Annotated in this window: 13 protein-coding genes; 7 read left to right on the top strand and 6 right to left on the bottom strand. The window is 53.1% G+C overall.

What is annotated here, in order from left to right; genetic code table 11:
* Positions 1-323: 323 nt before the first annotated feature.
* From GCU45_RS10940 to GCU45_RS10925, 4 genes are all read left to right on the top strand, one after another.
* The gene (locus GCU45_RS10940; protein WP_152398940.1) at positions 324-824 is read left to right on the top strand and encodes a CYTH domain-containing protein; all 501 of its coding nucleotides are present in this window, start codon (positions 324-326) and stop codon (positions 822-824) included.
* A 345-nt stretch (positions 825-1,169) separates the two neighbouring features.
* Positions 1,170-4,280 carry an ATP-binding protein gene (locus GCU45_RS10935; RefSeq protein ID WP_152398939.1) on the top strand — a complete coding sequence of 1,037 codons (3,111 nt, stop codon included), beginning with the start codon at positions 1,170-1,172 and terminating at the stop codon, positions 4,278-4,280.
* An 18-nt stretch (positions 4,281-4,298) separates the two neighbouring features.
* Positions 4,299-5,423 carry a response regulator gene (locus tag GCU45_RS10930; protein WP_152398938.1) on the top strand — a complete coding sequence of 375 codons (1,125 nt, stop codon included), beginning with the start codon at positions 4,299-4,301 and terminating at the stop codon, positions 5,421-5,423.
* Between the two features lie 138 nt (positions 5,424-5,561).
* Positions 5,562-5,975: a DUF6508 domain-containing protein gene (locus tag GCU45_RS10925; protein ID WP_152398937.1), complete on the top strand. Its 414-nt coding sequence runs from the start codon at positions 5,562-5,564 to the stop codon at positions 5,973-5,975.
* Between the two features lie 122 nt (positions 5,976-6,097).
* Here the strand turns inward: GCU45_RS10925 and GCU45_RS10920 are convergent, their stop codons facing one another.
* The 6 genes from GCU45_RS10920 to GCU45_RS10900 all read right to left on the bottom strand — a co-directional run bounded on the left by GCU45_RS10920 (position 6,098) and on the right by GCU45_RS10900 (position 9,068).
* Positions 6,098-6,868 (bottom strand): DUF817 domain-containing protein, encoded by a 771-nt coding sequence (locus GCU45_RS10920; protein ID WP_116233959.1) that lies wholly within the window; start codon positions 6,866-6,868, stop codon positions 6,098-6,100.
* 22 nt (positions 6,869-6,890) lie between these two features.
* Positions 6,891-7,115: a helix-turn-helix domain-containing protein gene (locus GCU45_RS10915; RefSeq protein ID WP_076173767.1), complete on the bottom strand. Its 225-nt coding sequence runs from the start codon at positions 7,113-7,115 to the stop codon at positions 6,891-6,893.
* 10 nt (positions 7,116-7,125) lie between these two features.
* Positions 7,126-7,608, bottom strand: coding sequence for a DUF2975 domain-containing protein (locus tag GCU45_RS10910; RefSeq protein WP_145948355.1), 483 nt, complete (start codon positions 7,606-7,608; stop codon positions 7,126-7,128).
* A gap of 173 nt (positions 7,609-7,781) precedes the next feature.
* Positions 7,782-8,264 carry a YheC/YheD family protein gene (locus GCU45_RS34180; protein ID WP_244364517.1) on the bottom strand — a complete coding sequence of 161 codons (483 nt, stop codon included), beginning with the start codon at positions 8,262-8,264 and terminating at the stop codon, positions 7,782-7,784.
* Positions 8,207-8,539, bottom strand: coding sequence for a YheC/YheD family protein (locus GCU45_RS34175; protein WP_244364516.1), 333 nt, complete (start codon positions 8,537-8,539; stop codon positions 8,207-8,209). Before GCU45_RS34175 ends, GCU45_RS34180 begins: the two co-directional genes overlap by 58 nt.
* 148 nt (positions 8,540-8,687) lie before the next feature.
* A complete protein-coding gene (locus GCU45_RS10900; protein ID WP_152398936.1) occupies positions 8,688-9,068 on the bottom strand; it encodes a carboxymuconolactone decarboxylase family protein in 381 nt (126 codons plus the stop codon).
* A 182-nt stretch (positions 9,069-9,250) separates the two neighbouring features.
* Between GCU45_RS10900 and GCU45_RS10895 the strand changes: the two genes are divergently transcribed.
* From GCU45_RS10895 to GCU45_RS10885, 3 genes are all read left to right on the top strand, one after another.
* Complete coding sequence (locus tag GCU45_RS10895) at positions 9,251-9,658, top strand: MerR family transcriptional regulator (protein ID WP_152398935.1); 408 nt, start codon at positions 9,251-9,253, stop codon at positions 9,656-9,658.
* A 339-nt stretch (positions 9,659-9,997) separates the two neighbouring features.
* Positions 9,998-10,810 (top strand): SDR family oxidoreductase, encoded by an 813-nt coding sequence (locus GCU45_RS10890; protein ID WP_152398934.1) that lies wholly within the window; start codon positions 9,998-10,000, stop codon positions 10,808-10,810.
* A 983-nt stretch (positions 10,811-11,793) separates the two neighbouring features.
* A complete protein-coding gene (locus tag GCU45_RS10885) occupies positions 11,794-12,765 on the top strand; it encodes an ABC transporter permease (protein WP_152398933.1) in 972 nt (323 codons plus the stop codon).
* Positions 12,766-12,790: the final 25 nt, after the last annotated feature.

Raw genomic sequence — 12,790 nt, 5'->3', positions numbered from 1 at the left:
GGTTCGTTTCCAAATGGATCAAAGGACAGACGTGTCCCTTGATAGCTGGTACGCGTTTTGACCCAGCCCGGAAATTACATACCTCGAACGAAATGCAGTGCCACGATTCGCTTCACCCCTTTGAAAGAATAGTTACATTATAAAAGGCCTAAATCCCGGAATACAAGGGTGAACGGCAATCCAATGATTGTCCTCCTATGGTTTCGTTCGTATAATGGGTAATGCTATGTTGTGGATGAAGTGTAAGGGGTAAGTCTTAAATCAAAATGAATGGATGGATAGAGCCGGGTACCGGCTTAACCATTTTCAAGGGGGAACAGCGGGTGCCGCTAGAAATTGAACGCAAATTTTTGCTGCCGGAATTCCCGGCGGCTCAGGTTAGGGAAGGAAAACTGCGGATCGTCAAGGAGCAGCTGATCGAGCAGACGTATCTTGCGCTGTATGAAGATCAGGAACTGAGGGTTCGGAAAATAACCGACGCCGCCAGCGGAGACGTAGAGTATACGCATACGTTCAAGAGGGGGTTCGGCATCGCCCGGGAAGAGGTGGAGGTATCCATCGCCGGCGGCTTGTATGATCAGATGATTCAGGCCCATGGCGCCGTTCCTTTGATCAAAAAGCGTTCTACGGCGCTGTGGGATGGCGTGCAGGTGGAGATCGATGAGTACGATCAAATCCAGCTGATGGTGCTGGAAGTGGAGTTCGGCTCGGAGGAGGAGGCCGAAAGCTTCGTTCCCCCGGCATGGTTCGGGAAGGACATCAGCACGGATAAGGAATACAGCAACAAGAAGGTTTGGCGTGAGCTTCAGTCCCAGCAAAGTTAGGGAATTATGAAGCTCGTTTGGCCATGGGACGGATCAAGTTGTGGCTGGGAATCAAGAGACCGAAAGGTCTCTTTTTTTGATCCAAGGATGTGATGCTTCGGAGACCTGGATTCCTTATATCGCAAGAAAAGCTGCCATAGTACAACGGTTTGGCTTCCTTGAATGACGCCGATAGACGTTTTTTACTTTTGATGGTTAAAAAAATGTTTTTTGAGGGGGGCTTTTTATTACGTTTTGGGCTCAAGGCGCCGACATAAAGTATAGCGGTTGCTTTGACGGAATAAAGCGCGCGATAAGCGGCTTGAATATAGGCTTTACCCTGCGTAAAGCCCGGGGAGCGTTGGGATGAAAAGGCAATGGATTATTTTTATCATCGGCATGCTGCTGGTGCTGTTTCTGCCGGTGTACGCCGTTTGGCAGCAGTTCGTGATGGACAGGCAGCCTACGGCGGTGGAAGGGGTCCTTGACCTCAGTAAGCTGGATCTCGGGCATCAGGGAGCGATCAGCTTGAACGGGGAATGGGAATTTTACCGGAGCCAGCTGCTGACCCCAAAAGATTTTGACCGCAGCATCACCGTGAAGGAAGACGAGCGTCCAAGGCTGTCCGGGATGGCACGCCTGCCGGGCGCCTGGAACGATTATATTGCGGAGGACGGACAGCGAATGGCCGCGGGCTACGGGACGTTTCGCCTGATCGTTCAGGTCAAGCCGGGGCAAGCGCTGACGTATGGCCTGCAGACCAACAATATCCGTTCCGCCAGCCGGGTGTTCATGGGCGGTTACGAGATTGGAGCCAGCGGAAATCCTGGGCGTACCGCCGATGAAGGCGTTCAGAATAACGTTCCCTTCTTGGGTTTTGCCACCCTTTCAGGCGGACGGATCGAAATTATCGTTCAGGTCGCCAATTACTTGTATACCACCGGCGGCGTATTTACGTCGATCCTGTTCGGGGAGCAGCACGCGATTATGCAGAGCAAGGAGATGTATTTGTTCGCCAACTGGATGACGATCGCCGGATTTTTTACCGCGGCCATATATTTTCTCGGATTTCAGCAAATCCGCAAGAAGGAGCCGGCCTCCCTGCATCTAGGGTTGTTTTGCCTGACGGCGATGGGTTATGTCCTGCTGCACGGAGAGAAGCTGATTGCCGGCATTTTGCCGGGCCTATCCTATGAGTGGATCTTAAAGAGCCAGCTGATAATATCCGCACTGATCTACTATTTTTTATTAAAGTTTGTGTCCGCTTCAGTACGCGGCGGTGTTCATCCCATCGTCATGCGTTCCTACGCGTTTCTCGGCGGGGCATCCATCGCGGTTGCGATTATTTTTCCCAGTATTTTGTTCTCCAAGATCGAACCTTTGCTGGTCGCCTTCTCAGCGTTATGCATCACCTACATTATCGGCATCATGCTGCGGGACCTCCGCCGGCTGCGAAATTCGGGAGAATACCTGCTGACGATTCTCGGCATCATCAGCATCCTCATGGTTATTATCACCAACCTGCTCCCGTTGATCGGGGTCTACGAAGGCATGGTTTTTACTCCCGTAGAAATGCTGATCTTCGTCGTGACTCAGTCGGCCCTGCTCGCCCGGCGCTACGACCGGACGTTTAATGAAGTGGAGCAGTTGTCCCGCAGGCTCCTGACCCTGGATGGTTTGAAGGATGAGTTTATGGCGAACACCTCCCATGAGCTGCGGACACCCGTGCACGGAATGGTCAACATGGCCCAATCCTTGCTGGAAGGGGCCTCCGGGGAACTGAACCGGGAGCAGCGCGGCAATCTCAAGCTGATCATGACGACAGGGAAGCGGCTGACGCTCCTCATCAACGATATTTTGGATTTTGCCAAGCTGAAGAACGGGGAGATCGTCATGAGGCGGCAGCCAGTCGATTTGGCTTCGGTGACCGGTTCCGTGCTGGAGATCATCCGCAATCTCGCGGGGAGCAAACGAATCATGCTGGAGGAAAGCCTGCCGGAGGATCTGCCTTTCCTGCTGACGGACGAGGACCGTCTTCAGCAGATTTTGTTTAATCTCCTTGGCAATGCGGTGAAGAATACTTCCAGCGGAAGTATCCGGATTGCGGCCGGCCAACGGGGCGACGCCGTGCATATCTCAGTGGCCGACACCGGGATTGGCATTGCGGCGGATCGGCTGGAGGCTATTTTTACTCCGTTTGATCAGTTGGACATGCCGGAGGGGCACGAATCTTCCGGCACCGGCCTTGGGCTCAGCATTACCAAAAGGCTCGTTGAGCTGAGCGGCGGCCGCATTTGGGTCGAATCGCAGCTGGGACGGGGCTCAACCTTTCATTTCACCGTTCCTGCCGCCGGTCCAAGACCGACAACGGCAGATCGCGCAGCAGCCGGCATCTCTTCGGAACGCATCCGCGAGGAAACGGCTGCGGCACTGGCGCCTGCGGATCCGCAGATGCCTGATCACGGGGCGGAACGCGCAACCGTCCTGATGGTGGACGACGATCCCGTTAATCTTCAGGTGCTGCGCAATCTGCTTGCACTCGAGGGCTACCGGTTGATGACGGCCAGCAACGGGCAGGAGGCGCTGGAAAAGATCCAGTCCGGGCAGTCGATCGATCTGGTCATTGCCGATTGGATGATGCCGGGCATGTCGGGCCTCGACCTGTGCCGAAGCGTGCGCCGGCAGTTTTCCCTGTCGGCCCTTCCGATTCTTCTTCTGACGGCCAGAAGCCTGCCGGAGGATGTCCGCATCGGGCTGTCGGCCGGAGCGAACGATTTCCTGCGCAAGCCGGTTGATGCCGAAGAGCTGCGGGCCAGGGTCAGAACCCTGCTGGAGCTGCGCAGGTCGGTCCGGAACGCCATTTCGGCGGAAATGGCCTTTCTTCAGGCCCAGATTAAGCCGCATTTTCTGTATAATGCGCTGAATACGATGATCGCCCTGCTGCCTATCGACCCGGAGAAGACGGCGGAATTGCTTCACGAGCTCAGCCGATATTTGCGGGGGAGCTTCGATTTCCGCAACCGGGACCAGCTGACCGTCCTTCGTCAGGAGATGGCCTTGGTTACGTCCTACTTAAACCTGGAGAAGGCCCGGTTTGAGGACCGGCTGCAGGTCGACTACGACATTCAGGCGGATATGAATCGTCTGGTGCCCCCGCTCACGATCCAGCCGATCGTTGAAAATGCGGTCAGGCACGGAATCATGCGCAAGGAAGAGGGCGGCAGGGTTCGGATATCAGTGCAGGAGCTGGAGGAACGGCTGGAGATTACAGTCGAGGACAATGGGACAGGCATGACCCCGGAGCGGATGGAAGCCGTACGGGAAGGCAGAGCCGGGAACGGTGTAGGGCTGAAAAATATTAACGCCCGCCTGCTGACGCTTTTTGGCACGGAGCTTATGATCGACAGCGATCCGGAGCGGGGAACCGTGGTCCGGTTCCATGTGCCGAAGCAGAAACAGCGCGTGACTCTCGGATGACACAAGAGGAGGACAAGCATGAGAGCGATATTGGTCGATGACGAAAATCCGGCGCTGCTTCAGTTGGAGCGGCTGATTCAAGGGGACGGGCGAATCGAGATCGCCGGCAAGTTTACACAGGTCCGGGCGGCGCTGAAGCATGCCGAGGGAATTCCGGTGGACATCGCGTTTCTGGATATCGAAATGCCAGGTCTGAACGGGCTGGAGGCGGCGGAACGCCTGCACGCTATGCATCCCGGCATTCAGGTGGTGTTCGTGACGGCGTACAATCAGTACGCGATTGAAGCGTTCGAGGTAAACGCGATCGACTATCTGCTGAAGCCGGTCGATCCCGAGCGGTTTGCCAAAACGGTGAGCCGGCTCGAGGCGCGTTTGGCGCCCCAGCAGCAGACCGCGGCACCTGTCCTTGTCCGGCAGGATCCCCAAATCATTTGCTTTAAGCGGATTGAGGTATTGGATGGCACGGGGAGCGGCAGCCGGCTCAAATGGCGGACGCAGAAAGCGCAGGAGATGTTCGCCCTGCTGGTGCATCACCGCAACCGGTGGGTCGCGAAGGACCAGATTTTGATGACCCTATGGCCGGAACTCTCCGCCGATAAGGCGGTGACCCAGCTGCATACTTCCGTGTACCAGGTCCGCAAAATGCTGAAAGCCTGGGGACTGGGCTCCACCGTGGATTATTCCCATGAGAGCTATTGTCTGGTTCAGCGGGAAGTCGAGGTGGACGTGGACGGGTTCCTGAGGGATACCGCCATGGAAGAAATCCGTGACCTGCGCGACCTGCAGCGCCTGCAGAGCGGACTGGCCCAATATCAGGGCGACTATCTTGAGGAGCATGATTACGGCTGGGCGATGTCGGCCCGCGAGGAGCTTCGGCGCCAATTCGTGCGTTCCAGCCTGCTGGCCGCCGAATATGAACAAGCCGTCGGACAGGCGCGCAGGGCCCTGGACCGGCTGCTGGGTCTGCAGAGCGTCGAACCTTTTTCGGATGAGGTATGCCGGAAAGTTCTGCTCAGTTACCTTCAGGCCGGCGAAACAGGCGAGGCACAGAGGCATTACGATGCGTTTGTACGGGTCCTGTCCGAGGAGCTGGACGCTGAGCCGGAGATGGAAACGGTGATGCTGGCGGAGCAAATTTTCTAGCCGTACAGGTACACCTCACGTCGGACCGATATAGGCGCACCCAATGACCAGGTTGTATGAATCGCCCAATCGAATGTCCTTTTCGGGAAGCGCAGCTTACGGCAGCTGTGATATGTTAGAACCAAGGAGGGATCGGCAATGGTGGGTTTTCAGGAGCAGGAGCTGCAGGAATGGATCCGTTATTTTGAAAATAAAAACACGTCCTTCTGCACATGGGTCGGAGGCACCCAAAGCGAGGAAGGCGTGATAACGATGCCTTATCCGGTATACGACGCCGGTGTTCAGCGCTTCATCGCAGCCGTCAGCGGCAGCGGACTGATGATGAAGGATTATTTGCAGCAGCTCGAGAAGGGGGATGCTCTTGCGCCGGTAGCGATCAGCGGAATGGAGATGCCCCGGGATATGGAATTGCTGCGGGCGGCGTTGACCTATTTCGTCCGGCAGGAACGCTTTTGCGACGGGCTGTGGGAGAAGGCGATCCGGGAAGGCATTTTCCTGAGCATTTTGTATAAGCTGCGGGAGGCTGAGCGGGGATCAAGGCCGGGAACCTAATGGGGAACGACGGGACTATCCGAAAAACATATGCTGGAATCATAAAAGCGGCCCATCCGGCCGCCTTTCTTTTTTATAATCACTTCCGGGCTTGCGATAATCATCGCTTAAATGTCCCCGGTCTACTCCGATGGGATTTTTCCTTTTACCTGCTTTAACGTCGCTACAATCAGAAAACTGACGATCACCAACAAGAGCCATGAACTTACTTTTCCAAGATGAACGAGACTCCAGGCCTCAGCCTGGTTAGGGTATTGCCAGGCGCCAAAGAACGTGGCGATATTTTCTGCGATCCAAATAAAAAATCCGATAAGCACAAAGGACAGGGCAAGCGGCATACGGTAACGCGTTCCGTTCACCTCATATTGAACCCAGGACCGCCAAAAGACAAGGATGACAAGTCCGGACAACCACCAACGGACATCAATCCAGAAATGGTGTATGAAAAAATTCAAGTAGATCGCAGCCGCAAGGGGGACAACGACCGCAAACGGCGGCCAATTCATCAGTTCAACCTTGAGTCTTCTCCATGCCTGGCAAAGATAACTCGCTACGCTGGCGTACATGAACCCGCTGTATAAAGGGACTCCGAATATTTTGAAATATCCTTCTCCCGGGTATGACCAAGAGCCCATATGTACCTTGAAAAGTTCAAGTGCCAGCCCGATCAGATGGAACATCGTGATCACCTTGAGTTCGTCCCGTGTTTCGAGTCCGGAGCGAACCATCCACCACTGCATCAGGAGGCAAATGATCAGCAGCCAATCATACCTGGGCAGAAAGGGGAGGGGGATGATTTTCGTCAAAGCCAAGGAGGCAAAAATCACGACCGGGAACAAACAGGATAAAGCCTGCTCCCAACCGAATCGAACGAGCTGCTTGAACGCTCTGATAACCGGTGACTCCACTATTCGGCTATGATCCATCATGATCTTCATCACTCCGATACTCTAAAATGTCTCCGGGTTGGCAATCCAACGCCTTACAAATCGCCTCTAACGTCGATAATCGAATCGCTTTCGCCTTCCCGTTCTTCAATATAGACAGGTTAGCCATGGTGATTCCTACCCGTTCCGACAGCTCGGTTACGCTCATTTTTCTTTTCGCCAGCATTACATCGATATTGATTACGATAGCCATTGTTTTCACCTCAGACCGTTAAGTCATTTTCCGATTTGATATCGATCGCTTCTTTCAAAAGCCTCTGAAGAACAGCAGCAAAGAAAGCGATCACCATGGATGCAAAAATAATGACTAGTCCGATTAAAATGACACCCGGAGCGTCGTCTGCCTCCGCAATCAGATATAGGAGGGGCAAGCCGGCCACATACAAAATACTGATGGCGACCGCACAGTATTTGATATTCTTTAGCGCTCTTACGGACAACTCCGAGAAGGCTTCATTTCTGTCGATATAAATCAACAGTCTAAAGGATTGATACAGAGCGAGGTAAAAAGGGACTGCCGATGCATACAAGTCAGCAAACACGAGATATTTGAGATAGGCATGATCCGGATACAATTCTGCTGCGAAATTCGCAATCCCGGGCACCACAAAGATGCACAAAGCAAGGATTGGCATGCCGATCAGAAACACAGCCACCTTTAAGAAGAGAGTTGACACCCGTTTCATAAAAACACCTCTTAATCATTATTGTTCCTCGAATTTAGCACATCATTTATCGTTTTACAATAAATAATTAATGAATAATATTATCATTTTGTTGTTAGTCGAGTTAAGGATCTTCTCGAAGGATTGATGTATAACAAAAAAAGCCATGTTTGCTCATGGCGTCTTGATGGCTGTTATTTGAGCCTCCCATATTGCTTTGCATAAGATAGGGTTCGTTGGTATAACTTTTTGTCTTTTAAATATTTTAGCGGATAAATTTGAGGCCGTGTATTGACCTCCAATATCCACAGCTTCTCCTTTTTTTCCACCGCTACATCCAAACCCAGTTCCTGAAATCCTTTGAGATGGCGGTCAAAATTTTTCGCTACCGAAACTCCTAACTGCTTCAGCGCTTTTTCCGTACTTTGAATGGAGGCCGAATGAAATCCCGCGCCTGTCAGCGTTGGCTGAAATAAACCGAGGCTTCCTCCCTGGTTATAGTTCGTTGCAATCTTTCCAGGACTCCCGATCTTCGCGAAGACGGCCGTACTGATCCACTCCCCTTTTTTCGTTTTCTGCACCATCACGCGAATATCGAACAGCTTTCCGTTCGTTTTAGCTAATTGGATCCCCTTCTGTAACAAATACGGCCTTTTGTTAGAAAAGCGGGAAAGCATATGATATAGCTCGTCAGCTGTTGAAAAGAAGGATTTTTCTTTCTTGAATTGGGTTTGGTACCCATTGTTTTTTTATTGATCCGAATAATGCCCGCCCCGCCGGAACCATGCGTTGGTTTGAAGTAAACGGTTGAATATTTGGAAAGCATGGAGAACAGGTTTTTTCTATCAAAAGTTTCCGTGTGGGGGACATGTTTCCGTAAATTGCCCTGCTCTAATAACCAATTCGTTTTCTTCCATTTATCGCTGATCGAGCTGCTTTTGTACTTAGCCATACATACCACCACCTTCCTGACCTAACATATGAATGTAGTGATGTGCTTGCAACGATATCTGTCTATTGTGGCGATAAGAACGGAAAAAGTTAAAGTTCTATCAGCTAGCAGATCAAAAAAGGCGGCTCATCCGCCGCCCCTTCGCCCATTATATTAAATGGCGTTCTTTAAAAATCCGTTTTGCCTCGAATACCGCGTTCAGCACCCGGGGAAAGCCGGTGTACGGCGCGCACTGGATGATGGCTTCCACAATTTCGCCGGCGGTCAGCCCGACATTCAGCCCGGCGTTGATGTGCACGTTCAGCTGCGCTTCACATCCCCCTTGCGTCGTCAGGGAAGCGATCGTAATCAGTTCGCGCTGCCTCAGGTCCAGCCCCTCCCGTGAATAAATGTCGCCAAAGGCAAATTCGATGATGTATTTCCCCAGGTCCGGGGCGATATCGCTGAGTGAGTCCATCACACGCTGCCCGCCGTCGCCATCGACTTCCAGCAGCTTTTCCCATCCGCGTTCGTAACGTTCGTTTGTCATTGTTTTTGACCTCCTGAAATGATGTTTTAACCGCTTCTTGAGTTTTATGCTACAGCTTTGAGCGCGCTCTAAAGCAAGGCTTTTTTTGCAAGGAACTTTACCATTCCAGAGAGACGCAAGGGATTAAAGCAGATCGAAGCAAAGGGCCCGCTGTGCAGGGGATTTAGTGATATAATGCAGCCATGGAGAACCAATACACGATTCAGAAGCTTTCCCAAAAAACGGGTCTGTCTGTGCATACGCTGCGTTACTACGAGCGGATTGGCTTGTTGGAAGGGGTACCCCGGGATGAGCACGGCTACCGCCTGTACCGGGAGTCCGATTTGTTATGGGTTGAATTTTTGATGCGATTAAGGGGAACGGGAATGCCGATCAGCGAGATGAAGCGGTTTTCGGACCTGCGGAGCGAAGGCGATTCCACGATAACGGAAAGGCGGGAAATGCTGGAGGCCCACCAGGCGCACATTTATGAGCAAATGCGGGTGCTTCGGGATCATTTGCGAAGTATTGACGATAAAATCGATCATTACAAAGGGATGGAAAAAGAACAAAACCAGGCGGTGCCACCCAAAGTGCCGTCCGGTAAATGAGCAAGAAGAGGCCGCGTTGGCCTCTTTTTGTTGTCTGCACCATATCCTTCATTCCGAGGGAAAACACTCAATCTCATTCCGAGGTAGTACACTAAATCTCATTCCTAGGTAATACGCTAACGGAAGTTCTTAGGCTCCCTTTGCGGCGACTCCCCATTTGCCTCCTAAATCTTTAAATCACCTTTGTCCGTCCCGCATCCGTGCTCGTCTTAGTCTGCTGTGGAGACAAACGATATAAATTATTTTATATAAACTTAACTAAAATAGTTAATATCAGTTTACATAGTTCATTCTACGCGCTATAATCTCCTTGTAAATGAGAAACGAGGAGGAATTGGCGTGAAATCGATTTTGATTACGGGTGCTTCATCAGGTATTGGAAAAGCGGCGGCACAGTTTTTTCAGCAGCAGGGGTGGAATGTCATTGCGACGATGCGTTCGCCGGAACAGGAAACCGGACTGCGGTCCTTGGAGCGGGTGCTGGTGACCCGTTTGGATGTGGAGCGGAAGGATACCATCGAGGCGGCGGTAGCAGAGGGGATGGACCGGTTTGGGCGGATCGATGTCCTGCTGAACAACGCGGGTTATGCGGCATTCGGCGCTTTTGAAGCGGCGACGGACGCCCAGGTACGCAAACAGTTTGATGTCAACGTCCATGGCGTGATGCAGACGACCCGGGCGCTTCTTCCACATTTCCGGGCCCAGGGCGGCGGAACAGTGATCAACGTCTCGTCGGCCGGCGGCAGGGTGGCTTTCCCGCTGCTGTCGTTGTACCACGCGAGCAAGTGGGCGGTGGAAGGATTCTCCGAATCGCTCTACTATGAGCTGGCTGAGCTCAACATCCGGGTGAAGCTCGTGGAGCCGGGCAACGTGGCGACGGATTTTACCGGACGTTCGCTGGATGTGCTGAAGGACGATTCGCTGGAGGCGTACGCAGCCTATACCGGCACCGTTATGAAAAAGCAGCTGGAGAGCTTCGAAACCCAGTCGTCCACACCAGAGCACATCGCCAAGACGATCTACGAGGCGGCGGCCGATCCTTCTCCCCGGTTCCGGTATATCGCCGGTCCGGACGCCGAGTTCCTGCTGGATTTGCGCAGCAGGGTGCCGGAGGAGGAATTTATGGCCGGTATTGCTGAGCAGTTCCGGTGATAGGAGGGGCTCACTCCTGAGCACCGGTGTAGGGGTTTCGCTGCTGCTCCTTTGAATCAGCTAGATAACCCAAAGAGGCGTGCCGTAAGGCGACACGCCTCTTTTTTGCATCCCCCCCACAAGCTGGGTATTTTATAAGGTCACGAGCGGGTGAGTAGTGCTGACGGCAGTAACCGTAGGAAAAACTAATTGGCCAAGCAGCTAAAGTAAGGAGACAAGGCCAGTCTCCGCAAGCTAACTCAGAGGTAGCAGTCCCCGCTAAAATGAACTCCAAAGAGGGAAAGCATATGGGGTGGAAAGTTTACGTGCCGCCTTTGAAGCCGTGTTCCCACCTCCTTATCTCATCAAAGGAACACGGCTTCAACAGCGGCTGAAGCCCCAAATGCGTCCCTCCCCCGAGCGCTGAAGTATGGGTTTCCTTATTGCTCCTTCGAATCAGCTAGATAACCAAAAGAGGCGTGCCGTAAGGCCACACGCCTCTTTTTTTGCATCCCCCCACAAGCTGGGTATTTTATAAGGTCACGAGCGGAGGCGTTGTGCTGGTGCGGTAACCGGAGGCGATAAAAATGGCTAGCAGCAGGAAAGAGGGAGAAGGTAGCTTCAATTATCGAACTGTAACGCAGCAGTCACTGCCACCTGAACTCCAAAGAGGGAAAGCATATGGGGTGGAAAGTTTACGTGCCGCCTTTGAAGCCGTGTTCCCACCTCCTTGTCTCATCAAGGAACACGGCTTCAACAGCGGCTGGAATCCCAAATGCGTCCCTCCCCGAGCACAAAAGTCTGGGTTTCGTTATTTCTTTCTTCGAGGCGGCTCCACCCAAAGAAGATACAGCGGCGTATTGGCTTCGTCCTTTTTTCAACCACGCCCCCAATCTTAAAAAATAACCAGCCCACCCCTGTTCATGCCAAGCAACCCCCATCCCTCCACCGTTACTATGAAAAATAAGCACAGCTATACGACGTGCGCGAAAAGGAGGACCGATATGTCGACGATCAAAACGGAAGCAGCCGAGCTGACGGCCCAAAGCGTGGTCCGAAGGCCGGGAAGGGGCGGCGGACTGATCCACCTCATGTGGAAGTACAAGGCGCTGTACGTGATTTCCCTTCCCGGGATCGTGTATTTTCTCATCTTCAAGTACATTCCGCTGGGCGGCTCGATCATCGCGTTTCAGGATTACAACATTTTTAAGGGATTCACGGGCAGCGAGTGGGTGGGCTTCGCCAACTTTACGATGATGTTCCAGCATTACGACTTTTTGCGGATTTTGAAAAATACGCTGCTCATCGGGCTCTACGATCTGATCATTGCGTTTCCGGCCCCGATCATTCTGGCCCTGCTGCTCAACGAGCTGAGGCTGGTCGTGTTCAAAAGGGTCATCCAAACCGTGGTGTATATGCCGCACTTTCTGTCCTGGGTCGTCATCGCCGGCATGTCGGTGGCCATTTTGTCCCCGTCCACGGGCATTTTGAACCAGCTGCTCGGTCTGTTCGGCATTGAGCCGGTGTACTTCCTCGGCGACAACGCCTACATCCGCAGCGTGCTGGTCGGCTCGGGCATTTGGCGGGACATGGGATACGGCACGATCCTGTACCTGGCCGCCCTGGCGGGAATCAATCCCGACCTGTACGAAGCGGCCGAGATCGACGGGGCGAACCGGTGGAAGCAGACGCTCCGGATCACGCTGCCGGCGCTGCTGCCGACGATCATGATTTTGTTCCTGCTGCACATCGGCAAGTTTCTCGACTTCGGCTTTGAGCGGGTGTGGGTGTTCCTGAACGCGCTCAATACGGAAAACGGGGAGATTCTCGACACGTACATCTACCGCTCCGGCCTCCTGTCGCAGCTGTACAGCTATACGACGGCGGTAGGCTTGTTCAAATCGGTGGTGGGGCTGGTGCTGGTCCTCATCGGCAACATGCTCAGCAAGAAAACGACGGGCGAAGGCCTGTACTAGAAGGGAGGAACGACGGTTGCACCGA

Source organism: Paenibacillus cellulositrophicus, assembly GCF_009363095.1.
GTDB lineage: Bacteria > Bacillota > Bacilli > Paenibacillales > Paenibacillaceae > Paenibacillus_AQ > Paenibacillus_AQ favisporus.
This window is presented reverse-complemented; position numbering and strand designations above follow the sequence as displayed.